General features: G+C 61.3%; 22 protein-coding genes. 15 read left to right on the forward strand and 7 right to left on the reverse strand.

Features of this window, described 5'->3' with window-relative positions; translation table 11 throughout:
- Window positions 1–6: 6 nt before the first annotated feature.
- Window positions 7–567 (reverse strand): LSm family protein, encoded by a 561-nt coding sequence (locus tag C7S18_RS03885; RefSeq protein WP_146151740.1) that lies wholly within the window; start codon window positions 565–567, stop codon window positions 7–9.
- A 205-nt stretch (window positions 568–772) separates the two neighbouring features.
- Between C7S18_RS03885 and icd the strand changes: the two genes are divergently transcribed.
- The 8 genes from icd to C7S18_RS03925 all read left to right on the forward strand — a co-directional run bounded on the left by icd (window position 773) and on the right by C7S18_RS03925 (window position 8,293).
- Window positions 773–2,140, forward strand: coding sequence for an NADP-dependent isocitrate dehydrogenase (icd, locus tag C7S18_RS03890; protein ID WP_106890312.1), 1,368 nt, complete (start codon window positions 773–775; stop codon window positions 2,138–2,140).
- Window positions 2,141–2,629: 489 nt separating this feature from the next.
- Entirely contained in the window at window positions 2,630–3,400 is a 771-nt protein-coding gene (locus tag C7S18_RS03895; RefSeq protein WP_106890313.1) for a CDP-alcohol phosphatidyltransferase family protein, read from the forward strand.
- Window positions 3,401–3,438: 38 nt separating this feature from the next.
- The gene (locus C7S18_RS03900) at window positions 3,439–4,662 is read left to right on the forward strand and encodes a PP2C family protein-serine/threonine phosphatase (protein ID WP_170113089.1); all 1,224 of its coding nucleotides are present in this window, start codon (window positions 3,439–3,441) and stop codon (window positions 4,660–4,662) included.
- Window positions 4,659–5,120: an ATP-binding protein gene (locus C7S18_RS03905; protein ID WP_106890315.1), complete on the forward strand. Its 462-nt coding sequence runs from the start codon at window positions 4,659–4,661 to the stop codon at window positions 5,118–5,120. The genes C7S18_RS03900 and C7S18_RS03905 overlap by 4 nt, the downstream gene beginning before the upstream one ends.
- Complete coding sequence (locus C7S18_RS03910; protein WP_106890316.1) at window positions 5,101–5,418, forward strand: STAS domain-containing protein; 318 nt, start codon at window positions 5,101–5,103, stop codon at window positions 5,416–5,418. The genes C7S18_RS03905 and C7S18_RS03910 overlap by 20 nt, the downstream gene beginning before the upstream one ends.
- 2 nt (window positions 5,419–5,420) lie before the next feature.
- Window positions 5,421–6,212 carry an MlaE family ABC transporter permease gene (locus C7S18_RS03915; RefSeq protein WP_106890317.1) on the forward strand — a complete coding sequence of 264 codons (792 nt, stop codon included), beginning with the start codon at window positions 5,421–5,423 and terminating at the stop codon, window positions 6,210–6,212.
- 4 nt (window positions 6,213–6,216) lie between these two features.
- On the forward strand, window positions 6,217–7,026 hold the full coding sequence (locus C7S18_RS03920) for an ABC transporter ATP-binding protein (RefSeq protein ID WP_106890318.1): 810 nt from the start codon (window positions 6,217–6,219) through the stop codon (window positions 7,024–7,026).
- Between the two features lie 19 nt (window positions 7,027–7,045).
- Complete coding sequence (locus C7S18_RS03925; RefSeq protein WP_106890319.1) at window positions 7,046–8,293, forward strand: MgtC/SapB family protein; 1,248 nt, start codon at window positions 7,046–7,048, stop codon at window positions 8,291–8,293.
- Here C7S18_RS03925 and C7S18_RS03930 read toward each other — a convergent pair.
- Entirely contained in the window at window positions 8,268–9,392 is a 1,125-nt protein-coding gene (locus C7S18_RS03930; protein ID WP_170113090.1) for an extracellular solute-binding protein, read from the reverse strand. The two genes, C7S18_RS03925 and C7S18_RS03930, sit on opposite strands and share 26 nt — an antisense overlap.
- Window positions 9,393–9,711: 319 nt before the next feature.
- Between C7S18_RS03930 and C7S18_RS03935 the strand changes: the two genes are divergently transcribed.
- Window positions 9,712–11,928 carry a putative bifunctional diguanylate cyclase/phosphodiesterase gene (locus tag C7S18_RS03935; protein ID WP_170113091.1) on the forward strand — a complete coding sequence of 739 codons (2,217 nt, stop codon included), beginning with the start codon at window positions 9,712–9,714 and terminating at the stop codon, window positions 11,926–11,928.
- Between the two features lie 28 nt (window positions 11,929–11,956).
- Here the strand turns inward: C7S18_RS03935 and C7S18_RS03940 are convergent, their stop codons facing one another.
- Window positions 11,957–12,805, reverse strand: a complete 849-nt coding sequence (locus C7S18_RS03940) for a tetratricopeptide repeat protein (protein WP_106890322.1) — start codon at window positions 12,803–12,805, stop codon at window positions 11,957–11,959.
- Window positions 12,806–13,277: 472 nt separating this feature from the next.
- Between C7S18_RS03940 and C7S18_RS03945 the strand changes: the two genes are divergently transcribed.
- Complete coding sequence (locus C7S18_RS03945) at window positions 13,278–14,384, forward strand: serine hydrolase domain-containing protein (RefSeq protein WP_170113092.1); 1,107 nt, start codon at window positions 13,278–13,280, stop codon at window positions 14,382–14,384.
- Between the two features lie 88 nt (window positions 14,385–14,472).
- Here the strand turns inward: C7S18_RS03945 and C7S18_RS03950 are convergent, their stop codons facing one another.
- Complete coding sequence (locus C7S18_RS03950; protein WP_106890324.1) at window positions 14,473–14,967, reverse strand: GNAT family N-acetyltransferase; 495 nt, start codon at window positions 14,965–14,967, stop codon at window positions 14,473–14,475.
- Between the two features lie 206 nt (window positions 14,968–15,173).
- Entirely contained in the window at window positions 15,174–16,613 is a 1,440-nt protein-coding gene (locus C7S18_RS03955) for a hypothetical protein (RefSeq protein ID WP_106890325.1), read from the reverse strand.
- A 428-nt stretch (window positions 16,614–17,041) separates the two neighbouring features.
- Here C7S18_RS03955 and C7S18_RS03960 point away from each other — a divergent pair, with 428 nt between their 5' ends.
- The 5 genes from C7S18_RS03960 to C7S18_RS03980 all read left to right on the forward strand — a co-directional run bounded on the left by C7S18_RS03960 (window position 17,042) and on the right by C7S18_RS03980 (window position 23,060).
- On the forward strand, window positions 17,042–17,623 hold the full coding sequence (locus tag C7S18_RS03960) for a hypothetical protein (RefSeq protein ID WP_146151741.1): 582 nt from the start codon (window positions 17,042–17,044) through the stop codon (window positions 17,621–17,623).
- A gap of 228 nt (window positions 17,624–17,851) precedes the next feature.
- A complete protein-coding gene (locus C7S18_RS03965; protein WP_170113093.1) occupies window positions 17,852–18,574 on the forward strand; it encodes a helix-turn-helix transcriptional regulator in 723 nt (240 codons plus the stop codon).
- 119 nt (window positions 18,575–18,693) lie between these two features.
- Window positions 18,694–19,455 carry a CPBP family intramembrane glutamic endopeptidase gene (locus tag C7S18_RS03970; protein ID WP_106890328.1) on the forward strand — a complete coding sequence of 254 codons (762 nt, stop codon included), beginning with the start codon at window positions 18,694–18,696 and terminating at the stop codon, window positions 19,453–19,455.
- Between the two features lie 306 nt (window positions 19,456–19,761).
- The gene (locus C7S18_RS03975; RefSeq protein WP_106890329.1) at window positions 19,762–22,095 is read left to right on the forward strand and encodes a WD40/YVTN/BNR-like repeat-containing protein; all 2,334 of its coding nucleotides are present in this window, start codon (window positions 19,762–19,764) and stop codon (window positions 22,093–22,095) included.
- Window positions 22,096–22,109: 14 nt separating this feature from the next.
- Complete coding sequence (locus tag C7S18_RS03980) at window positions 22,110–23,060, forward strand: hypothetical protein (RefSeq protein ID WP_146151742.1); 951 nt, start codon at window positions 22,110–22,112, stop codon at window positions 23,058–23,060.
- 188 nt (window positions 23,061–23,248) lie between these two features.
- Here the strand turns inward: C7S18_RS03980 and C7S18_RS03985 are convergent, their stop codons facing one another.
- On the reverse strand, window positions 23,249–25,597 hold the full coding sequence (locus C7S18_RS03985) for an ABC transporter permease (RefSeq protein WP_106890331.1): 2,349 nt from the start codon (window positions 25,595–25,597) through the stop codon (window positions 23,249–23,251).
- Window positions 25,594–26,298, reverse strand: coding sequence for an ABC transporter ATP-binding protein (locus tag C7S18_RS03990; protein WP_106890332.1), 705 nt, complete (start codon window positions 26,296–26,298; stop codon window positions 25,594–25,596). Before C7S18_RS03990 ends, C7S18_RS03985 begins: the two co-directional genes overlap by 4 nt.
- Window positions 26,299–26,322 lie beyond the last annotated feature (24 nt).

A 26,322-nucleotide genomic window follows, 5' to 3' on the forward strand; every position in this document is an offset into this window, starting at 1 on the left:
GTCTCCTCAGAGCAGTTCGATGGCGCTGATATGCGCCTTCTTGATCGGCATGACAGTCACGCCAGTGCCATACATGCGGACACTGACGCGGCACTCCGAGTCGGTGACTGCCGTTAGTTCGCCCTCATAGCGGCGCCCACTCAGAAGCAGAACCTTGATCCGTCGGCCGATCAGCTTGGAAAGTTGTTCGAATTTGATGGGGCCCTTACCGATCTCATCGGTCGCCGGGGCGGTAGTCGGCGCAACCGGGGCGTCGGCGGTTGCGGATTCACTGTCGGCGTCGACAATCGTCGCGTCGGCGGCATCGGCAGGGTCGCTCTCGTCGACCACCGCCGGCTCGTCCAGCGGAACGGCAATCGAATCGGTTCCTGAGCTGGCCGCAGCCGGGCTCTCAGCAACCAGGGAGCCGGGGTCATCGCCGTAAAGGCTCGGTGCTGCGGTTTTACGGATGGCGTCGTTGAATTCAGTGACCAGCGCGTCGATCCGCGCCTCATCGGCGGCGGTGTCGACTGCCTGAGCACTGACGCTCGCCGCCAGCAAAACCAAACAAATTAATCTACTGCGCATGGGTTGGCCCCGAAGTGAGTTCGTCGATCAGGTAAGGCACAAGCCAGAAGTTTGCCAACTACCGGTATGTTTGAGAAATAAATCGGGCCGCCCGAGCCTTGCCTCAATCGAACGCGATTCGGGTCGACAGCGTCCCGGCAACGCGCGACAATATTCGATGCGGCAGCCAGTTCCGGCTGCATCACCCATCATTCTGGAGAATCGCATGGCAGAGACGAGTATCAAGGTGCCGGAAGGCGGCGCCAAGATCACGATTCAGAACGGACGTCTGAATGTTCCGGACAATCCCATTATCCCGTTCATCGAAGGGGACGGCACCGGTCCGGATATCTGGCGCGCCTCAGTGCGCGTACTCGACGCGGCGGTGGCCAAAGCCTATGGCGGCAAGCGCCAGATTCACTGGATGGAAGTGTTCGCCGGTGAAAAGGCCAACAATCTGCTCGGTACCTGGCTGCCGGACGCCACAGTCGACGCCTGCCGCGACTACCTGGTGTCGATCAAAGGGCCGCTGACCACGCCCGTTGGCGGCGGCATCCGCTCGTTGAATGTGGCGTTGCGCCAGATGCTCGATCTGTTCGTGTGCCTCCGACCCGTCCGTTGGTTCAAGGGCGTGCCGTCGCCCGTGCGCATGCCGGAAAAAGTGGACATGGTGATCTTCCGCGAGAACACGGAAGACATTTATGCCGGAATCGAATACGCCGCCGGTAGCGATGCCGCGCAGAAGCTGCTCGACTTCATCCAGGCCAACGACCCGAAAGCGTTCGACAAGATCCGCTTCGGGACCAAAGCGAAGGCCGAAGGCTGGCAGAAAGCACTTGAAGGCATTGGTTCGCCGGCGCGCGACGTGGGTGTGAATGTCGGTATCGGCATCAAGCCCGTGTCGTATTTGGGCACCGAGCGCTTGGTCCACAGCGCGATTGCCTATGCGATTCAGAACAAGCGCAAGTCGGTGACGATTGTCCACAAGGGCAACATCATGAAGTACACCGAAGGCGCCTTCCGGAACTGGGGCTACGAAGTGGCCGAGAAGTTCTTCGGTGACAAGGTTTACACGTGGGAGCAGTGGGAACGCACCAAGGCAGCCGACGGTGAGGCTGCTGCGAACGCCGAGCAGAAAGCGGCGTTGGCGGCGGGCAAAGTGCTGATCAAGGACTCCATCGCCGACATCACGCTGCAGCAGGTGCTGACGCGCCCGGACGAGTTTGACGTCATTGCGACGCTGAATTTGAACGGTGACTACCTGTCGGACGCGCTCGCGGCCCAAGTCGGTGGCATCGGTATTGCACCGGGCGGCAACATCAATGGCGTGACCGGTCATGCCGTGTTCGAAGCCACGCATGGCACGGCGCCAAAGTACGCGAATCTGGACAAGGTGAACCCGGGTTCGGTCGTGCTGTCCGGCGAAATGATGCTCCGCTACATGGGCTGGACCGAAGCGGCAGACGCCATCATCCGCGGTATGGATGCAGCGATTGCGGGCAAGCGCGTGACGTACGACTTCGCCCGGTTGATGGAAGGCGCGACCGAGATCAAGTGCTCGGAATTCGCTGACGAAGTGATCAAGGGCATGTAAGTGCTCATTGGCCCGGAGCAAGTCGGATTCGGCTTGCTCCGTGGCGATCGATGGTTGTCATCCAGTTTGACGGAGTCGTTGTTTTTGGTGGCGGTGTCTTAACGCTTCGATGAGTAGCGCCGCAAGTTTGGTTCGGGCCTGAAGGCCCTCCTACAAAAACTCCAAGCCACAGGTAAGGGAAGTGCTAGTTTGTGGGAGCGGCTTCAGCCGCGAACAGAAATTGCGGCGAAATGGATTCGGGCCTGAATGAGTCACCACAGAGGATTCGAGTGATCGCCGCGAGCCGGAACCGAACTTGAAGGCCCCCAGGCGTGGGGCAAACCGGGCGCGCCAATCGCGTCTCAGTCGCCGGTTGCCCAAAGTCTCATTAAGTGTGCAAAGCCGTGCCGATAGCCACCCTGGGTCGCGGATTCCGTGGCCCCCATCCCACCTCTGCATTTGGCAGGAATCCGCGCTACTCTGTGAGCCGCGAATTCCTGCAACCTGACCATGACTGACATCGACGAGACAAAACCCAAACCCCGGCACCCTGGGATTTACCTGCTGCCCAACCTGTTCACCACCCTGGGCATGCTTGGCGGGTTTTACGCCATTGTTTCGGCCTTTAGTGGGCACTACATCGAGGCTGCAATCGCGGTCTTCGTAGCCGGATTGCTGGATGGTATCGACGGCCGCGTGGCGCGTCTGACGAATACGCAGAGCGATTTCGGGGTGCAATACGACTCCCTGGCCGATCTCGTCAGCTTCGGCTTGGCACCCGCACTGGTGATGTACTCGTGGTCGTTGTCGAATCTGAAAAATTATGGCCCGATTGTCGGCAAGATCGGCTGGACGGTTGCGTTCGTTTACGCCGCCTGTGCGGCGATGCGCCTGGCCCGCTTCAACACCCAGGTCGGCGTGATCGATAAGCGCTATTTTCAGGGCTTGGCAAGCCCGGCTGCGGCCGGCCTGATGATGAGCTATGTGTGGACCATGAATGACCACGACGTATCGGGCGCCACGATGGCATTCGTGTCGTTGGGCGTCACGTTGTGTGCGGCGCTGCTGATGATCAGCAAGCTCCGGTATTTCAGCTTCAAGTCAAAACCCGAGAGCGAGAAGGTGCCGTTTTTGGTCCTGCCGATTCTGGTTGGCGTCATCGTGGCGCTCGTGATTGACACGCCGCGCGTGCTGTTCGGAATCGCGATTGTCTATGTGCTGTCTGGTCCGCTGTTGACGCTTTGGGGACTCAGGCATCGTCGCAAGGGGCAGCCGGGGTGATCCCCGTTCGGCGGGAGCGATCGGCCGAGGCGGCGCCCGTGCAGCGTCCGGATCCGATTGCGCTCATTGCTGAACTCAGCCAGGCGCTGGCGCTCAGCCTCGATCTTGGCGCCACGCTGCGCCTCGCTATTGGGCGGATTGTGGACGCGCTCGATGTCGAAGCGGTATCAGTCTTCATGATCGACCCCGAAGCCGAGGTGCTGCGCTGTCTGGCGGCGCATGGCCCCGTCGATATCGTCGGAATGAGTCTGCCGGTCGATCAGGGCATTGTCGGGCGGACCTTCCAGACCCGCCAATGCCAGATGGTCGATGACACGGCTGAGGATCCCGATTTTACGGGGGCGATCGACGCGGTCACCGGGTTTCGAACCCGCTCGATGATCTCGACGCCGTTGCTCACCGCGCAAGGCGCCATCGGTGTCCTGCAAGCCGTCAACAAGCGCGGCTGGCAGCGCTTTGACCTCGAAGATCGCGATCTGCTGCGTGCTTTGGCATCGCCACTCGCGCTCGCCGCGGCCAATGCGTTCATGGCGCGCTCGTTGATGGAGCAAACCCGGATTCGGCGCGAACTCGAGCTGGCTCGGCGGATGCAGCGTAGCCTCTTGCCCAAACGCCGGCGCGGCGATTTTCCGATCCTGGCGTTGCACCGGCCCGCGCGCGAGATCTCCGGCGACTTTTACGAATACTTCGATTTGCCAGACGGCCGCATCGCGTTTGCGATGGGCGACGTGGCCGGCAAGGGCTTGGATGCCGCGTTCCTGATGGTTCGCTGCGCGAGCTTGCTGCGCTGGACTGGCAAAGAAGGGCTGCCGCCTTCGGCTTGGCTTGCCCGTGTCAATCGCGAATTGTGCGAAAGCATGCAGGGTGGCAGTTTTGTCTGCGCGGTGGCGGGTCTGTTCGACCCGGAGACGCAAGAGGTCCATTGGTCGAATGCGGGGCTGCCATCGTTGATTCGTATTGACGCCGATCGACAGGTTCAGCAGTTTCGCGCGGAAGGACCGCCGCTTGGCATTCTCGCCGATATGGATTTTCCGGAACAGCGCTGCCACCTGCGTCATGCGAGTCTCTATCTGTTTTCTGATGGCGTCACCGACGCGCGCGATGCGGATGGCAACATGCTTGGCGTCGATGGCGCGGTGACAATGATTCGGAACCAGCAAGGCATTCAGCGGCCACAATCACGCCTGCGCCGCATTGCCTCCGAACTGCGCCGCCTGCAGCTCAGTGATGACACCACGCTGATGTTGATCGAGGGGTCATGAGCGCACCGGCCTTGCTCCGCTACCGCTTTGCAGCCCGCGCCGAAGCCTTGGCTGACATGCGGCATGCGCTCAAGTCCAGTCTGAAGGCCAAAGCCGTGTCGGACGCCGAGATCACCCGCCTCGTACTGGCGGTCGATGAAGCGGCGAGCAATATCATCAGGCATGCGTACCGCCAGTGTACGCCGGGCGAAATCGAACTGACGCTGACACGTGTGCGCGGCAAACTGCGTTTTCGGCTACGCGACTACGCGCCGCCTGTAGACAGCAAGTGCGTGAAGCCGAGGAATCTGGATGAGTGCCGGCCCGGTGGCTTGGGCATCAACCTGATTGATGACATCATGGACCGCTGGCGGTTGCGGGCGCTCAAGAAGCGCTGTGGCAACGTGCTGGTGATGTTCAAACGCCTGACCCAGGTGCGGGTCAGCAGCAGGAGCAAGCATGGATCGCGGGATCGTTGAATCAAAGCATGGTGTGTTTGGCATCCTCGATGTGCGCGGGGAGGTCGATCTGTCCTGGTCGCAGGAGTTGCGCGGCGCGGTACTGAAAGCGCTGCAGCAGCACGATGCGTTGGCCGTGCGCCTGGCGGCGGTGGATTACATCGACTCGTCCGGCATCGCCGCGCTGGTTGAGGGGTTCCAGCAGGCTCGCGGCAAGCAGCAACCTTTCATTTTGCTGACGCCGAGTCCGAGTGTGCGCGCTGTGCTCGAGTTGGCGCGGCTTGATCGGGTCTTTCAGATTCGGGAGCATCTGGACTGAGCATGCTGGCACCAACCTTAGACCGCATCGGACGTCGCACGGTTGCCGCAATCGGTGGTCTGGGGTATGGCGCCAGCGTGTTGGTCGAGAGTGTCTATTACCTGACCTTCGGCCGGTTCCGGGGGCAGCGCGTGCGTGCTTCGGCAATTTTCGAGCAGATGCGCGTTATCGGTGTGGACGCGGTCCCCATTGTGAGTTTGCTGAGTATTACCGTTGGCCTGATGCTCGCGATCCAGTTCATCTCGGCGCTGCGCGACTTTGGTGCCGAGACGGGCGTAATTATCGCAATTGCCAAATCGATCACCCGCGAGTTCGGCGTGCTGATCACCGGCATCTTGATCGCTGGTCGGTCCGGGTCGGCGTTGGCCGCGCGGATTGGCTCGATGACCGTGTCGCAGGAGGTTGATGCCCTGGCGGTCATGGGCGTGGACCCGGTGCGGTATCTGGCCGCGCCAGCGCTTGCTGCGCTCCTGATCATGATGCCCTGCCTGACGTTGCTCGCCGACGCGGTGGCGATACTTGGTTCGGGGCTCTACGCTGGCCCGAAGCTCGATATGAGTCTCTACAACTATTTGCAGCAGACCCTAGAACTGATCAAGCCGCGTGATCTGCTGGAGGGCCTTGGCAAGAGCGTGGTCTTTGCAATTCTCATCACGCTGGTCGGCGTGTGCACCGGCTTTTCGGTCAGCGGTGGCGCCGAAGGCGTTGGCCGGGCCACGACGCGCGCGGTGGTCTGGTCGATCACGGCGATCATCATTGCCGATATGGCCTTCAGCTTCTTCCTGAATCGGTGAGGCCATGGCAGACGCAGAAACTCCGGTCATCGAAGTGAAAGGCTTGGAGGCCTACTACGGGCGACGACGCATCCTGAAAAGCGTCGACTTCAGCGTCAACCGTGGCGAAGTGCGCGTCATCATGGGCGGCTCAGGTTCGGGCAAAAGCACGTTGCTTCGGCATCTGATTGGTTTGAATCGTCCGGCCGCTGGCCACGTGCGGGTCTTGGGCATTGATCTGGTCGAGGCGGGGACGGCAGAGTATCTGGCCTTGCGCAGGCAGATCGGCGTATCGTTTCAAGGCGGCGCCCTGATCACGTCGCTTGATGTCGAGGACAATGTGGCGCTGCCTCTGCGGGAGCATTACCCGGAGTTGGACGACAACACCGTCCGCATCATGGCCCGTCTGAAACTCGAAATCGTCAATCTGGGCGGGTTCCAACACTTGATGCCGTCGCAGTTATCCGGAGGCATGATCAAGCGTGCCGCGCTCGCGCGGGCGATCGTCATGGATCCCAAGTTGCTCTTTTTTGACGAGCCATCGGCCGGGCTTGATCCGGTGGTCTCGGCCGAACTCGACGAATTGATTCTGAAGTTGCGTGATGCGTTGCGCATGACCATTGTGGTGGTCACGCATGAGTTGGAGAGTGCCTTTCGGATTGCCGACACCATCACCGTCCTCGATCACGGCGACATTCTGATCAGCGGTACGGTCGATGATGTCCGGAACAGCCCGCTCGAACGGGTGCAGGACTTGTTGAATCGACGTCCACGTGACCTGGTGATCGATGCCGATGAGTATCTTCGTCGGCTGACCGAAGAGGACGCCACATGATGGTTGCGGGCCGAATCCGATGATGCCGATCGCCATCGATCGGGATCTGTTAATCGGCCTGGGCGTGGCGCTCGCGGTGGGCCTATTGATCGGTGTCGAACGCGAGCAGCGCCGCGTCACGCACCCGAACTTGGTCGCTGGCGTGCGGACGTTTGCCCTGCTGTCGTTGTCGGGTGCGCTGTGCAGTTTGCTCGGCGTCGCCATGCTGACTGCCGGGGCGCTCTTTGTCGCGGCGGCTGCCTTGATCAGCTACATCCGCATTCGAACTGATGATCCAGGTCTCACCACCGAAGTGTCGATGTTTGCCGTGTACGTACTCGGCGCGCTCGCCCTGCAAGCGCCCGTGCTGACTGCCGCGCTGGCGGTGGCGGTAGCGTTGCTTCTGGCCATGAAAACGCATTTGCATGCGTTCTCGCGGGAGCTGCTCAGCGCCGAAGAACTTCGCGACGGTCTGCTGCTGATTGCTTCGGCTTTGATCGTGCTGCCGTTGTTGCCCGACCATGCCGTCGATCCGTATGGTGTGCTGAACCCGTTCAAGGTTTGGCGTGTCGTCGTTTTGGTCATGGCGATCAATGCGCTCGGCTATGTGGCGCAGCGGATGCTCGGCGCCCGCTTGGGTTTGCCGATCTCCGGATTTGTCGGCGGGTTTGTGTCGTCCACCGCAACCATCGGTGCCATGGGGCAGCGTGCGAAGGCGCACCCGGACCAACGCCGTTCCTGCGTGGCCGCCGCTGCGGTGTCGAACGTCGCGACCATCATCCAGATGGGCCTGGTATTGATCGCTCTGGCGCCGAATTTGTTCCAGCACCTGAGCCGGCCCATGCTGATCGCAGGGCTCGCAACCCTGCTTGCGGCGGCGATGACTGGTCTTCATGCATGGCGTGAGCCGGCGGGCGAGGGGGCTGCCATGCGGGGTCGCCCGTTCGAGTTGAAACAAGCGCTACTGTTTGCGGCGCTGGTGACCGGCATCTTGTTCACGTCCGCGTTGCTGGTGCGTTGGTTTGGCGACAAAGGTGTAATGCTCGCGGCGGGCTTCGCCGGTTTCGCCGATGTGCACGCGGCGGCTGCCTCCGTGGCGCAAATGTTGTTTGCAGAGCAGATCAGTCTGGACCAGGCCGAATGGGCCGTGTTGATTGGGCTGGTCTGCAACACGGTCAGCAAGACCGTAGTCGCGTTTGCGACAGGTGGTCGCGCATTTGCCTGGATGCTGATGCCGATTCTGATCGCGCTATTGCTGAGCTTCAGTCTGACGATTTGGCTTTGGTAGCCGTTGCGTCCTTGAACGCCACCCAGACGGCCTTCCATTGCGTCCGCGGTGCGTCGGGCAGAATCGGCGCATCGACCAATCGACTGGCCTGTTCGGTATTCGGATACACCGCTTGATCCATTAGCAGCGACGCAGACTGCAAGGCCTGTGCCTCGACATTGGGATTCGCGTAGTGCAACTGGTCGCTGATGCCGGCGATGACGTCTGGGCGTAACAAGTAGTTGATGAATTGATGCGCGTTGCCTGGGTGGGGCGCTGAATTCGGAATTGCCATCACGTCAACCCAGCGAATCGCGCCTTCCTTCGGGATCCGATATTGGACGCGACGGTCCGTTGCCAGTGCCTGCGTCGCTGCTCGCCGCAGATCACCCGAATACCCGAGCACGACGCACGCTTTGCCGGCCGCCAATGCATCCACGTAGGTATCGGCGGCGAGAACCGAAACGTATGGCCGGATGGCCTGCAGGGCCGCCGCTGCGGCCGCCAGATCGGCGTCGCTCGCCGAGGCGACCGGCCGGTGCGCCGCAATGAGCGCGGACGCGATGACATCGGTCATGTCGTCCACTATGGTGATGCCGCAGTCGGCCAACTTGGCCGCATGTTCGGGGTTGAACACCAGACTCCACGAGTCGAGATCGGCATCAGCACCGAGGCGGCTCTGGACGGCCGCCACATCGATCGCAAGTCCGGTCGTGCCCCACAGATAGGGAACCAGATAGTGGTTGCCTGGATCGATCTCGCCCAGGCCCAGGACGACTCCAGCGTCGATGCGGCCGAGCCCTTCCAGACGACTCTTGTCGAGTTTCTGCAGTTTGCCTTCGGCAACAAAGCGCGCAGCCCAGGGTCGCGCACTCGGAAACATCAGGTCGTACTGCCCTTTGTCGATCTGCGCGGCCAACGTGTCGTTTTGGTTGAACGTGTCGTAGACCACCTTGATGCCGGTTTCGCGCTCGAACTGCTGAAGCACGCCCGGTTCCATGTAGTCGAACCAGTTGTAAACCTGCAAGACCGGTTCTTCGGGCGGCGGCCCACTGCTATTGGCCTTGGAGGGTTCTGTCTCTGCGCAGGCACCAAGGGCCAGGACAAGCCCAGTCAACATTAGGCGGAGGCAGGCGATCCGGCCGGGAGAACGCAGGGCAGGCACTGGGTGGCGGTTCCTTGGCATCTGGATCTTCCCAATCATTGTTGCGAATTATCGTGCCTCGTGGTCCCGTTGCAAACAGCCGGTGGTCACGCAGTGCGGTGCTGAAGCGGTGCCGCGTTCACGAATCGCCGACGTCAAGCTGGTGCATAGCAGTTGCGGGAACCATTCAGAAAACTGTCCGTAAACGCCCTGCACCTAATTCTGCCGCGAAAAGTGCCGCGAAATGTGGTGTCCACCGCTGCCAAAAATCCAGCCGTCGTCGTACAGTCGGGGCATGCCCGGAGCCTGGCTGACCGCCAAACGTTTTTTTGCCTGGACGCTCGCCTACTTTGGCGCGGCGATGGTTGCGGTGTGGTTTGCGCCGCAGGGGCCAGACGCAGTCAGTCTGATCTGGCCAGCCGGCGGGATCGCCTTCGCTGCGCTGATGGTGCATGGGCTTCGATACTGGCCCATCATCGCGCTGCCACTCGTGCCGCTGCATGTTTGGATTTTACCGACCCCGTGGCTCTTTGTGCCCTTTTCGATCGCGGCCAATGTGCTGCCCGTCTGTTTGGCGGTGTATTTGATTCACCGGATGACCCGGGCCAGTGATCCCGGTTTTCGAATTGGCACTGGGCTGCAATTGCTCGGGTTTGGCGTCGGTATCTCGATTCTGAGCGCGCTGATCGGGGTGACGGGCATGTGGTTCAGCGGCATGGCGACACCCGAGACCGTACCGGCTCGAATGGCGGCGTGGGCCATGGCTGATCTGGTTGGGATGGTGACCGTTTCCCCAGCGTTGATGACGCTGTTGCGCTTGAATGAGTTTCAACCGCTGGAGGCGGATGTCGCGGTCAAACCTCGGCGCCTGGAATTCGTGCTGTGGACCGCAGCGTTTCTGGCCGGTTTGCTCGTGCTCTGGTTCTCCGGGCAGTTGCAAAGCCATTTCGCGCTTGCGGTGGCGTGCTTGCCGCTCGCGCTGATTGTCTGGGCGGCGCTCCGGTTTCAGCCCGTCTTCGCTCTGGTCGCGAACATGGTTTTCGCCTCGGGACTGGCCACCGTCGCGGCGCTCGGTTTAGGTGGCTTTCAGGCCCCCGACACGTTGGGCGAAACGGCTGCCCTGACCTGCTTCTTACTGGTCGTGGCATTGATTCCGCCCATACTGACCGCGGCGAATTATCAATTGCGGGTGGCATCGCATCGGCAGCTGCGCCGGGCTCGCCATGATGCGATGACGCGCCTGCCCAATCGGCCCGCATTCGAAATCGAACTCAAGAAATGGCTGAGTCGATCGACGCCACGGGGCGTGCTGCTGTACGTCGATCTGGATCAGTTCAAAATCATCAATGACTCGCTCAGCCACGCTGCTGGCGACGCGTTTGTCCTGGGGGCCGCCGGCATCCTGAAGTCGCGTCTTGGCCCCGGGCAGTTCCTGGCCCGCATGGGTGGCGATGAATTCGCCCTGATTATCGACGACACGGGCGATGTCCGCACGTTTGCCGCTGGACTCGCAGAATCGATCGCGGCGCTCAGGTTGCCGTGGTTCGAGCAGGTCATGGCCACGACTGCGAGTATTGGTGCCGCGCCATTTGATCCGGCCAGCGATGAATTCGGCGAGGTGCTCGCCCGCGCCGATGCCGCGTGTCAATCGGCTAAGGATCAAGGCGGCAACCAGGTGTTCTGGGCGGATGGCGGCGACGGTGGTCTCAACGAAAAACGCAACGCGATGCGCTGGGCGGTGCGGCTCACTGCGGCGATGGATGAAGATCGCTTCCGGCTGCACTGCCAGAGCATCGTGCCGTTGAAAGGGCAAGCCATGCGCCGGCATTTCGAGGTGCTCCTGCGTCTGCAGGAGGCGGGCGAAGGCAACTTGCTGCTGCCGGGCCAGTTTGTGCCCGCTGCCGAGCGCTTCAATCTGGGACCGAGGCTCGACCGTTACGTATTTGATCGCACCTTGCGCTGGTTCGAGGCCAGCCCGAATGTGTTGGACCAGATCGAGCGGATCAGCGTCAATTTGTCAGCGGCGACGCTGATGGACGAAGGCTTTCCTGACTTCGTGCGCAAGCGGCTCGGTGATTCGGTCGTGCGGCCCGAGCAACTCTGCTTCGAGATCACCGAGACCAGCGCCGTGCGCGATCTGGCCAAAGCCGCGCGCTTGATTGATCGCATGCGCGAACAGGGCGCGCGTTTTGCGCTCGACGACTTCGGCACAGGCTTCTGCTCGTTTGCCTATCTGGCGTCGTTGCGGGTCGACTATTTCAAGATCGACGGCAGCTTCGTGCGTGACATGGGGCATTCGGCGTTGGCACAGTCGATCGTCCGGGCGATCATCGACATCGGCCGCGTGACCAATACGCTGACCGTCGCCGAATGTGTGGAAACCACGGCGCTTCGCGCCAAACTGGGTAGCCTCGGCGTAGACTTTGCGCAGGGCTATGCGATTGATCGACCGCGCGATATCAGCGAATTCTTCTCGGCGCCGCCACCGGATGCGGTGGCGCTCGTAGGCTAGTGATTGCCCGCGCAGTCCGCCGCGCAGGCTACTCTAATTCTGCCTTCGCCCCGGCGATATCGAGTGCGTCCATCGCCTCGCGCGGTTTTAACTTTACGGCTTTCTCGTAGCAGGCAATCGCGTCTTTCTCTTTCTTGTCGCCATAGAGCAGTAGCAACGCGTTGCCTTGCTCGATGTGCACGATCGGCACGTCTGGTGCCAACTTCATGGCTTGCTTCAGGTGCTCCTCGGCGATCGCCGGTTTGGCACCGTAGGTCAGCGACGCCAGCATGCCGCCGACCTTGCCAACGATCTCGGCATGGTAGAGCGCCATCGCGGTATGCGCGTCGGCATGTTTTGGACAGAGTTCGAGCGTTGCTTCCAGCGAGGCCTTGACCTTGCCGGCCAAGCCTTGTGCCAACGCTTTGGTGATGGAAATCTGCTGGCTGTATCGACCCAATGCGAACGCATGGAAATAGTGCGAATTCGCTTCCTTGGGCAGCGCCGCGATCGCGGCTTCCGCCAGTCCCACCGCGGTCTCGAAGCGCTTCAGTTTTTCCTTCTCATCAGCGACAAGATGCGCGGCATGAATGCCGATCGCCTTGCAGGCCACGCTGGCACCCAAGGGACCGAGTGCCTCGCCGGCTTCGAAGGCTTGCTGAAAATCGCCGCGATGATAGGCCCGCCAGGCGTCCTGCAAGGTCGCGGCAATTTTGGCTGCATCGGCGGCTTTGCCGAGTTTGCTATTGCCCTTCAGCAGCTTGCCGATTCGCGCTTCATCAGGAAAGGGCTCCTGATCGCCAACGTGCAACTTGGCCCAAGCCTTGTCGAGCTTATCGCCAGCGTAATCGAAGGCTTTGTCCGAGAGGGTGAATGCCGCCCACTTTTTGCCTGCCATGATGCTGCTCCGCGATAAGGATTCGCACGAGCATCTTCGATTCTGCTGAAACTGGCAAGGGCTACACGTTGTGGGGCGGGAGTGCCAGTCGCACCGAAGGTACGCCTATTCGTGCATCAACCTGTCGGCTCCCTCCCCCGCGATCGCGGGGGAGAGTCCCGGATCGGGCTGCTTGCGATCAGGATTGGCACGACCCACAACTTCCTTTTGCCACAATCGTCAACGATTCATTGCGGGGCCGAAACAGGCTGAGTTCGGGTTCCGGATCCCGGCAGTCGCGGGGGCGAGCGATGTGCCGGGCGCGCGAGTCGCATGCGCCCAGGATGGGCGCTCCCAGCCAGCCTGCGAAGGAGCAGGCGCTGCAAGTGTGACGATCGACATTGATTGAGGTTGCAACCGCAAGTCACGACGACGTATCCAAGTTGCCATCGATCCGCCAGTCGTGGCCGGATCACCAATGGGAGTCGTGCAGATGCAATGGAATGTCGTAATTCGGATTGCCGGGGCCTTGGCGATTGCGCTGGCGGTTCAACATGTTTCGGCGTGTGCAGACAAGCCGAACCAATCGGATGGCGACGCCAAACGATTTTCAGTGCAATTGGATGGCTGGCTGACCAAGACCAAGGTGGCCAGTGCATCGGTGGCGGTCGTGCGCGATGGGCGCTTGGCGTTTGTTGCGGCCGCAGGTCATGCCAGTCCGGAGCGCGCGGCAAGCCCAGAGACCCTCTACAACGTGGCCTCACTCGCAAAGCCGCTGACCGCTGAGATGAGCTTGCGCTTGCTGCACGATCGCCACTGGTCGCTCGATGAGCCATTGGACACTTGGTGGGTTGATCCCGACATTGCGGACGATCCTCGTGCCAAACAGCTCACGGCCCGCATCCTGCTCAGCCACCAAAGCGGTTTTCCGAACTGGCGCGATGGGCGTCTGGCTTTCGCGTTTGCACCGGGAACCCGATTTGGATACTCCGGCGAAGGCTACGAATACCTGGCGCGGGCGCTTGCGGCGCGCGCCGGCAGCGGTTTCGAGTCTCTGATGACCAAGACGGTGCTGGAACCACTCGGCATGCGTCGCACGGTACAGACCAAGCAACCGTGGCTGCACGACCAATTCGCCATTCCGTATGACGCTGAGGGTCATCCCATGCCGCCACAGTTTGCGCGTAGCGCTTCAGCGGCCGACGATCTGTACACCACCGCGACCGACTATGCGCAATTGATCCTGTCGGCGATGCAGGGCAGCGGGATATCCAAGTCGCTCTCTGCGGCGCGCCAAGACATTCAGGTTGATCGACTGCATGACCTCTGTGGCGACCGCGCGCCGTCCCGCTGCCCCAGTGCCGCGGGGTTCGGGCTTGGCTGGGAAATCTTCAAGATCGGCAATCAGCGTTACCTGATGCACACCGGACGCGACACTGGCACGTTCGCATTGGCCTACTTCAGCCCTGAGCGCCAGACCGGTGTCGTGATTCTGACAAACAGCGACCAGGGTGCCGCCGTCGTGCTGCCGATTCTCGATCACCTGGCGTTGGATCCGGCTTTCACTGATTGGTTGCGGGAACTTGCTTCCGGACCATAGATCGATTTGTGGCGGGTCTGAACGAGTCCATCCTGGACGTTCCGACCCGCCATAGTCAAGCCGGATTCCGCGTTGACGCCATGCTGCGTCAATCCGTGACGCGTGCCATTACATGCGCGTCGACATACCGGCCATCGCGATACGCGTAGTTCCGGCACGTGCCTTCAATCACAAAGCCGTGCTTTTGGTACAGCGCGATCGCGGCTTTGTTATCGGTATAAACTTCGATCTCGATCCGGCGGACATTCATCCAGCGCTCGCAGCTGTCGATCGCCGCAGACAATAGGGCGCTGCCCACACCCAGACGGCGTGCCGTCGACTTGACGCCCATTCCGATGGTCGCCACGTGCTTTCGGCGCGGATGTCGGAATAGATCCAATCCGAGTTGGCCTAGTATTTCGCCGGCGCGCTCCGCGACCAGGCAATAGAAGCCATCGCGTGTCGGGTCGAGCTTCTGGGCCCAATGCGACAAGGGCTGATAGGGCAGCTGGAGCGTATCGCCATAGGCCTGAAGCTCACCGTAAAGCGCGTGAATCTGAGGTAGATCTGCTGGTTCCAGATGGCGAACAGTGATGGTGGACATAGCCTTCGCAGAATTGCGTATACAGGCCCCGAATCGTACGTCAAAACGCTTGTCTTAAGGCCAGAAGCATTGGCTGACCAATCGAGGCCCCGCAACGGGCGTTGATCGCACGGCAGCCGCCCGTCGCATCAGGATCCGCTGGCTGAGTGCAGCCAGCGGACTGATTCGCTTACCACAAGTACACGGTACTTCTGGCGAGCGTGCCTTTATTGCTTGTTTGACGCCGGAGGCACGAGCGGCACATTGCTCGGCGAGAATAAGTGACTGGTGCCCGTACTGGTGGTCGACTGATGGCAGCCAAAACAACCCATGTCAGGGGTGGCGCTGCCTTTCTGGTGGTACGTCTCCATCGTTGCGTTGGCGAGCAGCAGGGAGCCGACGAGGTGACTGTCGGTGGGGCTGGACGGAATGGATCCATTGTTCGTCCACACGCCGCCAACCTGGAAGTAGTTGGCGCGCATGTCGTTGACCATGGTGAGCATCGCGATGATGTCGCCGTTCAACGAGATCAGCTCGCTATTGTTCTCGGCCGAAGCGGGTGTTGGCGCATTTCCCCAAGGATTGACGCGGTACACGTTGTTCTGACTGATGGTGTTGCCGGCAGTCGCATTGATGTTGCCGGTCGACCCATCGACTGTCATTTGGGCAACCAAGGCGCCGTCGCGGCTGCCGCCATTGCTCATGAAGGTCCAGGTGCCGCTCGAATCGAACGGCACCAGGAGGGGCGTTGGCGGCGTAAAGCGGGGCTCAAAATAGAAGTCATTGTCGGGGGCATTGCGGTGATGTTCGAAGGTAGCCCAAACCATCTCGGGATGTCCGTTGACAGGCCCCACCACATGAATTCCGACCAAGGCCAACGTCTTTGGGATGCTTGGCATCTTGGGGTCGATCGTCCATTGGGTCGTACTGGTCTTTTGATAGTTGGGCACCACCGACGTGATCGTGATGTACTCATCGAGATTGCTGACGGTAGCCGCATCGACCCACGCGGTCTTCAACTCCATCGTCAGCGCGTTCGCATCGGGCAGCGTCGCGCCGTTCTGGGCGGCATACTGCACAATGGCGTTCAGTTCGGACTGGCTTGACGGGAACGGTGTCGTAGCCGGGAGCGCTCCGTTCGAGACCGCGGTGTTGAACCAAGCGTAGACGTCATTGGCATGAACACCGAAGTAGACGAGGGAGTCATTCAACGACAGCAGTGTGTCCCCACCACCGGCTTGACCGCCGGGCTGAATTTTCTGGGGCTTGGTGCCGCGCAGCGCAAACGCGTTATTCATCTTGCCGAACGTGTTGGGGACGTAGACGGCATTGCCGCCGCTATTGAAATTCACGTCAAAGAAAACGGGTGAATCGAGGACAATGCTGCCGCCGGCTGGCGATGTGATCCACAAGAACATCTGGTGTGCCCACTTGTAGAAGTCGCATTTGGTGTTTTGCAGTGGGAAGCTCACGCTGTCGGCAAAAGTGACCGAGCCATTGTCGGTGATGCTGCCGCTCGCAAACCAAGTGCTGAACTCGGTTGGCGAGATCGAGCATGCAGTGTCCACGTACTTCAGTGACGCATTGGCGGCCTTCGCCGGTGACGGGCCCAATGCAACGGCCAAGGCAATCACTCCGGCCAAGCCGGAAGCGCTGAAACGATTCATGATGGTTCGCTCCCAAGTGAATAGTGGTGCTTTCAATGTCACAGGACATTGACGCTGCCTGCGCGTCGCCAGCGTGAACGCCGCCAATGGCTCACAGGTAACCGGAGCGTATTACAAGTTCGTGCGCCGTGACATGTCGGAAACAGCAGGTCTGCAAATACCGTCCACATCGCTCGCCAAATCGATCGACGCGTCGTCCTGTCATGATCGTCCGATCAATGCTCGGTAACGCCGGCATGGATGGCAGCCTTGAAGTATAGTGCGGCGCAACCAGTCCGAACGGAGGCTCAAGTGCTGCTGGCAATGCGATCATCGCTGCTTGGGTGGGCCCAGTGAGCCGTCGGCGCGCACCTCGGGCCGCTCGAAACCCGGCGCCGCTTCCAGTGGCAGTCGAGGCGGCACCAAATTTCAGCTTGTGGCAGAGGGGTTTGATCTTTTTTCGGCATCTGATCCCGTTGTCGATCGTGCTGGTGCTCGGGCATTCGGCTGGTCATTTCCTGCTGCTCACGGTATTCAACTTGGCGTTGACCATGTCGACTCTGGCGGTCGTCGGGGTCGCGGTGTCGATGCGCGGCAAGTACATCAGCACGATGGACCAAATTGCCGGGCTCACGACGCTGCTCGCGGTCGGACTCGGGGTCACCTTGCTGTTGACGGCACTGTTTGGTTGGGTGGTTGCCGTTTTGATCGACGCCACCGAAGGCAGTCTGATGAACCCTGAGCTCATCGGTTCGGCCGCATTGATGTTGGTCTGCAACGTGCCCCATGCCTGGCGGCAGTATCAGGATGGCGTCAAGAACCCGATGAGTGAAGTGGCCGCACAACAGCGCGACCGACCGCTCATTTTCGCCCACCTGTTCAGCGCTGGCCTGGTGTTCATGCTGGCGCCCTATGCGTTTGAGTTCGGGCGAATCGGCCTTTTGATACTCGCGTGCTTGCTAACGGGAGTGTTCGTGTTTCGCGACTTACGGCCCGATCTGATCCGTCGGCTCGCGCCTGGCGGCGTCTGATGTCGGCGCTGTGAAAGGTTTGATGCGCAATGACTATTCGCCAAGGAGTGGTCCTTCTCAGATTCAGGCGGTGTTCGCGATTTTGGATCCATGCATCAACACCGAACGTTTCATCGTTGTCGGTGCGCCGTTGCTGCAAGCAGTGCCACGCACCGTTGACCGCAACGTGACGGTCGCATAGTGTCCCCGCAAACCCCTGTCCGTAGCGTTCATATGCCCGAAGTTGGGATGCCCTGGTCGGAAGCCGAGACACGCGCGATGCTGCGGGTGGCCCACAGGCGCTGGTATTTCTATGCGCTGTTGGTCGTCTTGCTGATGGTGTCGATCTGGATTGGTGTCAGCGGCATGTGGATGCAGATGCCGCTTGGCGCTCGCGCTCTGGCGATTGGCGTGGCGGGGTTCTGGGTCGTCGTGCTGTGGCAAAAACTCCGATTCGCCCGCGATGTGCTGGCCGACCAACACCGGATGCCTAACGAACATGTTGGCCCGGTTCACCTGTTGCCGCGGCAACGCGTTGGCTGGTTCGCGCCGATGAGCTATGAGCTTTGCAGCGGGAGCATTCGTGCCAGCGTCGGTTCTGTGTTGCCGGTTCTCGATTCAACCACCGGCTTGTACCGCATCCGTATCGGGGCAGTCTCACGATTCCTCGTCTCGATCGCGCCTTGCATCGACGCGCCTGACCCGAAACCTGCGCCGACGGCACCGGCGCCAAGCTTGAGCCCGCGCGAGCAGGCATTGCTGGATTTGTTGGCACGGGGGCTGTCCGACAAACAGATCGCGCGCGAACTGGGCCTGACGCCGGCAACCGTTCGCACGTACAACTCCAATCTGTTCAAGAAGCTGGGGATTGCCGATCGTGACGCCGCGGCGACTTGGGCGGCGCGCCAATCGGGCGACGCAAACTTGGCCGGACGCGACACGACCGCCGGCCCAGTGTCGAATTCATCGTGAAGGTCCAAGACCCCGCCGTAACCCCACTTTGGGTTGTCAATTGACACCGAGTCAACACCAATCCCCTGGCCATTCGGGCAACGCTTTTGCAAGCTTTGGGCGCCTCATCGGAGCCTGACATGTTGAACCAAAAACTGCCCGTCATCTGGAGTCCGCGTCAAGGATTCGTGATCCTGATCGCCTTTGTGGTGATCTATTTCGCACTGAGTGGTCTGCATATGGCGTGGGTCAAGCACACCATCGGGTTTGAGGCCTACCTCGGGCCAGGGCCGCGGATGCCACCCAAAGTGCTCATCCTGGGCCAACTGTTCAAAGCTGTCGCGATCGGTGCGGTACTTTACTGGCTGGCTCTGAAAACAGCGGCGCAGCCCGCTTCTGTGCTCGGGCTCAGAATGTGTGAACGGAAATGGTTGGTGTGGGCCCTAGCGCTGGCACTCGCTGGATTCGTGTTGATGCTGGTGTTGGCGAAGTTCATGGTGACCGCGCTGCCCGACTGGGCCCGATTTGCGCAGGCGCGATTTGCCTGGAGTGATGCGCCGGCGGGCCAGATGCTGCTGCTGATAGGGATGACCATCTTGATCACGCCCGTGGCAGAAGAACTGTTCTTCCGCGGGTTCCTGTTGCAATGGATGGGTTCCCGGCACCGGTTGTGGGCGGCAATCGGGATCAGCTCGTTGATGTTCGGCGCCTCTCACATCATCCCATCCCAGGTCATCGTCGCAACGTTTCTGGCGATGGGCATGTCGCTGCTGTTTCTCGCCTCGCGCTCGATCTTGCCGAGCCTGATCTGGCACATCGTCAACAACGCCATCGGCGTGGGCATGAGTCTCGCAGCGAATGCCGGCCTCTTGCCGTCGTGGCTGATGCCGACCGCAGGTTGAAGCACGTCAGCACGCCGCCTCAGTAAAGCGTTGCTTGCGGGATTTGGTTCGCCGCCGGGAAATGCGTTTTAGCCAGTGCATCGACTTATTCGATCATGGTATGTCGCTCATGCCAGATGGAATGGTGTCTCTAGCCGCAATCCGGCAGGACTACAGTGGAATGGCGCTTCCCGCGCTGGCAACTGGTCGCCCCCACCAACTCGAACGACGCAAGACCACGTGGCGGCTATGCCATCAGTCATCCGCCGACAGGCTGATTTCCGGGCCTATACTCGCGGCCCCGAATCGGACTGAGGAGCAAGGGCGATGCGTTGGTTGGGAGCTGCAATCTTTTTGATGCCAGTCTGTGCCCTGGCGCAGTCCGGGACTTGGGTGCCTTTGGGGCCAGCACCTGCCACGAATGGCCAGGTCGAAGGCATCGCGCAGGGCGAGGTGGTTGGTGCGGTGAATGCACTCGCCGCGCATCCGACCGACCCCGATGTCGTGTTCGCGGCGGCCGTCAACGGTGGCATTTGGCGCACCGGCAATGCGACGGCAAGCGCCCCGACTTGGGTACCGCAGACGGACAGTCTCGGCTCATTGTCGCTGACATCGATCGAGTTCGATCCCACCGATTCCAATGCCCAGACGCTCGTCGCCGGCTCTGGTCGCACCTCCAGTCTGAGTGGTCTGGGTGGCAGTTTGATCGGGTTGCTCCGGACGACGGATGGCGGCGCAAATTGGACACCGTTGACGGGCACCGGCGTCACGCTGGCGAATCGGCAAATCCGCGGCGTTGCGGCGCGTGGTGCCATCCTGATGGCGGCGGTCAACGCCGCAGCGGGCGATTCGAATGCTGGCATTTATCGGTCCACCGACACGGGCGCCACGTTCGTGCTTGCATCCGGTGGCGTCGGGACCGGGCTGCCAGTTGGCCGTTCCACGGACCTTGCGGCCGACCCAACCAACGCGGCCGTGCTGTACACACCCATCATCGATGGTGCGGCGCCGGGGATCTATCGCACCGCCGATACGGGTGCGACCTGGTCGCTCGTGTCCGACTCGGCCATGAACACGCAAATCACCAATTCGTCGCGCACGCGCATTGCTGTTGGCCGCAGCAATCAGGTGTATGTCGCGGTCATCCGTTCGGGGCGACTCTCCAATGTGTATCGGTCGGCCACGGGTACGGGTAGCTTCAGCGACCTGGGTGTGCCGACGACTACCGAATTGGGCAATGTGCAAATCGGCGCGCACACCGGTGGCCAGGGCGGCACGCACTTCTCCATGGCAGCCGATCCGCAAGACGTCAACGTGGTGTATCTCGCGGGCGACCGGCAACCCTATCCTGGTGAAGGTAACGGTTCGGCGGTGTTCTTTCCGACACCGAACTCGATTGGTGCGCAAGACTATTCTGGTCGCGCGTTCCGTGGCGAATTTGGCGGAACGCCAGTGTGGCGGCCGCTGACGCACAACGGCACGAGCAACAATTCCGCGCCACACGCCGACTCTCGGGACATGGTGTTCGCCGCAAACGGTGTGTTGCTGGAATCCGACGATGGCGGCGTTTATCGTCGCACCCAACCGAATTCCACTGCTGGTGTCTGGCAGACCGCGAACGGCAACTTGCAGACCACGGAGTATCACAGTCTTGCCTATGACAGCTTCAGCGACCGCGTGATGGGCGGCGCGCAGGATGTCGGGACGCATGACGAGGACGATGTTGCCCAGCGGCGCTTTCGCAGCGTTAGTACCGGTGATGGTGGCGATGTGACGGTAAGCGATGTCGGCGCGACCATAGTGTCCACGCGCTACAGCAGTTATCAGAACCTGGGGGCTTTTGCCCGGCGTACCGTGAACGCAAGCAATGTCGTGACGTCATTGACGTATCCGGACTTGGTGACCACCGACGGCACCACGTTCGTCGGGCAGTTCTATACGCCGATCATTGCGAATGCGGCGGCGGCCAATCGCCTGATCATTGGCGGCGGCGCGCCCGGCGCACCGGCCAATGCACCTGCAGGTGTGTTTGAGTCGTTGAATCAAGGTGACACGATGACGCGGGTCAGTGTCGATCAGATTCGCGCGTTCGCTGGGTCGCCGGTGGTCTATGGGATGCCGGGCAATCCCGGACTGCTGTTTTATTACGGCAATGACACCACCGTGGCTGGCGATCCGGCCGTTCTCAAACTTCGGACGAGCGACGCCGGATCACTGACGGCGCTGACGTCTCCAGGATCGATTGTTGACTTGGATATCGATCCGAGTGTGAATCCCGCCAGTTCCCCGGGTGCCGGCAGGTTGTTTGCGTTGACCGGAACGGCAGTGTTCTTCTCTAGCAACACGGGGTCCAGTTTCACGAACGTCACGGGCAATCTGATCACCGGTTTTGCACCCGGTGCGTTGCGTGCGATGGTCTTTATCCCCGATACGGATGGGGCCTTGGTAGTCGCCGGAGACCGCGGTGTATTCGCCGCTCGTGCCAGCAGCAACTACCTTGTCTGGCAACGCCTTGGAATCGGATTTCCGAATGCCCCGGTGTTCGAGTTGGACTACGACGGGTCCGACAATAAGCTGCTGGCCGGCACACTGGGACGCGGCGCGTGGGCATTGCCGGAGCCATTCGTTCTCGACGCCTTGTTCCGCGACAGTTTTGAGTGATGGGAGCAAAGACGATGAAACGAAAGGTTCTGTTGATTGCGCTATTGGCGATGGCGGAAGCGAGTCAGGCCGCACCGCTGGTGCTTAGTCCCGGCGTGTTGGTGGATACCGAGACTGGATTGGCGTTCGCGGCCAATCGAAACGGCTTCACGCAGCAGTTGCAACTGAGCGATGGCACGTCGATCTGGACGAGTCCAGAGCAGGCATTCCCGCTCGGCGTCGCTGATGGTTTTCTAGTCGCTCTGGCGCGTGCCGAAGCGCCGGGGTCTGCCAACGTGTTGCTGATGGATCCCAATACGGGCAACGTGGCCGACCGCATCAGTGTCGATTTGCCAGAGCCGGTCTCCGCTTCATTTTTTCCGCAGCCGGGTCAGCGGTTTGAGGCGACGTTGCAGGACACGGAAGAAGGCATGCGCTTTTACTGGCGACATGAGGTCCGGGCTTTGCGCGGCGCGGCGATGGTCGAGCTGGATGCCGGCGGCAACGAGGTCATCAATCCGGTCACCGTGACAAGCGGTGCGTTTGATTTGGTGGCGCACCAAAACCGCCAACTGGCGATACCGGTTCGCGCTGACGTCGCGCCGCCAGTGGCGCCAACGATTGCCTTGCAAGGCGCGGAGCGGATTCCTGGTATTGCCGGGGAGCAGTATCGGGCAGCCGACGACCGACACGTACTGAGTCCTGAAGCCAAGCCTCACGACGCGCTGCGCCAGATCTATACGTGGTCCGTGTATGACCGGGACGGTAATCGGGTGGGCCATTACACATCGCCCTATGCGCGTGCGCCCTATCTGGTTCGCAACAGCCAGTTGATTCTCCGCGAGCAACCCTTTGCGCATGCGGGCACCAACGGGCAGTGGCAAGAGCACAGCACGCGCCTGGTTGTGGCCGATCTGCAGACTGGCCGGGAGTTGTGGGACTTCGAAATCCTGGATCATCAATATCGCGGCCCGACCCCGCCCTGAGTGCGATTGCCAGCAAATCCCGCTCGCTTGCGAGCGGGAGCTGTCTAAAGATCAGACGACTGCCGTGCGGGCAGCACAGCGGGGAAACATGCGCCGTTTCCGTACCGCGCCGATCAAGGCCCACATCACGGTTGCCAGGCGCCTTGATGTGCGCCGGCGCACCAGCGCGAGATTCGGATCGGAGCACCTCAAGCGCCCTGAAGGACCTCAGCGACGGATAGCCGCTTGGCCTGCCAGGTTGGCCAAAGGCTCGCCAGAAACGCAACGATGGTGCAAATGAACAGCCAGGCCAACAGATCCTTTAGTGGGGCGAGCGTCACCGCTGGAAGTGTGAACATGATCCGGCCGAAGGCCTGTGCCAGCCAAGTCGCGGCCGGCCAGGCCACGGCAATTGAGAACACCCAGGCAAACAATGCGAGGCTGAGTGATTCGAGCAGGATCAGTCGCCCGATCCGCGTCGGCGTTGCACCGATTGCGCGCAGCACGGCGATCTCGCGCTGACGTTCCAGCACACCAAGATTGATCACTGCGGTCAGATTGAACCATGCGACCACCAACATGACGACGCCCATCGCACGAAGGAAGTCGAGGACCATCAACAAATGGTCCTCGATTGCCTCACGATTTGCGTCGGGTCGCCGACTCGAGCTGACGGTCCATCCGGCGTTTCCAAAGGCGTCGGTCAGCGCCTGGATCATCGCCAACTGCGCCGTCGCAGTCTGAGAGCGGCCTTGCACGAGCAAACTGAGTCGCGCGCCAGACAGGGGCTGCACGGTGGCGATCGGGGCATACGCCATCGCCTGCGGCCCGGCATCGAACGCTCCGATGACCCGCCAGGGTTCCGCACCCGTGTCCAAGAGAACGACCTCAGCGCCCACACGCAAGGTTGGTTGCGCGATCTGCAAGGCGCGACTGACGACGAGTTCGCGTGCTGATCCGGCGGTCAGCATCCGGCCGCTGCTCAAGCTGAGTGCGAGCATCTCGGAGTTGGCCGGGATGCCGAGCAGCGGAAATGAGGGTTCGATCAAACCGTCCTGAGCAGTGAGTGCGACGCTCTTCCGCGACCAGACTTCAGTCTTCAGGACGGCCGGCACGTCTGCACTGACTTGCGCCAATAATGTTGTTGGCGGCGGTTCGGACCACAACAACATGACGTCGTAGCGTTGACTGCGGAACAGATGATCGACCGCGCCTTGCACGGCCACACGCACGCTTGCGGCCGCGAGAAAAATCGCCCCGCCCAAACCGAGACCGAGGACACTCAGGAGCGCCCGGCGCGGTTGTCGGAACGCTTGATCAAGCGCCCAGCGCATTGGCACCGGCAGCAGCGCACGCCCTGGCAATCGCCAGCTGGCGTGCCCGATACCATCGGAGCCTTGCAGCAAGCCAGCTAGTACAGGGACGCCCAAGGTGCGCAGCACGGGTCCGAGGCTGGCAAGCATGGGTGCCAGTGCGCCGATGGCAAGCAGTAGCAAGAGCGTTCGCCAAGCCAGAGCGGCCATCGATGGATCGAAATTGAGCATTGACAGCTTCAGCGCGCCATAGGCGCTGCCGGCGTAAGCGACCACTGGCAGCACCAAAAGCGCCGCGAGCAGACCCTGTGTCGCCGATGCGCACAGATAGAGCATCAGGATGGTAGTCGGCCCGGCGCCGATGGTTTTCAAAACCGCGATCTGACGGGCCTCCCTGGCCAGCATCGCAGTCGTCAGGTTGTAGAACAGAAACAGCGCCGCGACAATCGCCGCGATCCCAAAGGCGGCTTGCGTGAGCAGCAGGGAATTCATTTGCCGAGCATGAATGTGTTCGCCCGGCTGAGGTACGTCGACCGCGCGCAGGGTCAAGCCCAATTCATGCGCCAGCCGGTTGATCGTCGCGGCAACCTCGCGCACCGATGCGCGCGTTGCGTTCGGATCGCGAACTCGAAACTGCAGACTATCGAATCCGCCCGCGGCGCCGAGTGATTGCAGCGTTTCGATGTCGGCAAAACCATAAGCGACATGTTCCATCCACGCTGGCGCCAGGGCTACATCGCGCGCCACGCCGCTGATCGTGAGCTGCCGCATTGACGTGGCCGCCAAGACCTCCAACGTCTCGACTTGATCGGCGGCTAGCAAGGTCAGCGCGGACTGTTCGAGCACGATCGTGTTTGGCGCCGGCGGCCAATTGCCACGTATCGGCTGTAGGCGGCCAAGATCGGTTGGTGTCCAATCCTGGTACGCAAACAGCTGCAGTGGGATCGTGCCCTGTTCGGTGTGCACCGTGGTGGACCAGACTCGGCGCGCACGCACGGCGGCAATCTCTGGTTGCGCGCGTACCGCCGCCAGCAGCTCGGGCGAAACGTGGTCGAAGCGCAAGGTCGCAGACACCGGCTGACTACGCAGAAACTGTTCGCTGATCGCCTGCTGCATGATCTCGAGCGCCGCGAGCACGGTCCCGGCCGCGAGCAAGGCAATACCAAGCGCCGCGATCGCGAGCCCGGTCCGAGCCCGAAATTGCTGCATATCGCGCCAAATCTTACGGAGCAACAGGGCGTTCATGTGGCGTCGCTCGGCAGCAGTCGGCCATCACTGAGCGCGAGCACGCGCTGAACCCCAGGGACGTGATGGCGCTCGTGCGTTACCAGAATGACCGATCGACCGGCTGCCGCAAGGCTGGCAAGCAGTTCGAGGAGCGTTGTGGCGTTTCGCGAATCCAGATTCCCGGTGGGCTCGTCTGCCAGAATCAGCGGCGGCTCATTGGCGAGTGCTCGTGCCACGGCGACGCGTTGCTGCTGACCGCCAGAAAGGGTTCCAGGGAGCCGATCTGCCGTATGACTGACACCGAGCTGATCGAGCAGCGCCAGCGCCCGGGATCGATGCGACGAACGCGGCCATTCGCCGAGCAGTGCCATGGGCAGCATGACGTTTTCCAAGACCGTCAAGGTGGGCAAGAGCTGAAAGAACTGAAACACGAAGCCGATTTGGCGGGCGCGCCATTGGGTCAGCGCCTGCTCGCTCAGCGCGGCCAGATTGGTGCCCGCCACCCAAAGTTCGCCAGATGAGGGTCGATCCAAACCACCCAGCAAATGGAGTAGCGTGGACTTCCCAGATCCCGATGCCCCAACCACTGCGACAAATTCGCCGCGTGAAATCCTGAAGCTGACACCTGTGAGTGCGACGACATCGCCGGCTGCACTGGGATAGCGCCGACCGAGATCGCGCGCGTCGATGAGTAATGATTCCTGATGGGGCGTGTCCATGCCGACTCCGAGTGATTGCCAGTC

This window comes from Ahniella affigens, from assembly GCF_003015185.1.
GTDB lineage: Bacteria > Pseudomonadota > Gammaproteobacteria > Xanthomonadales > Ahniellaceae > Ahniella > Ahniella affigens.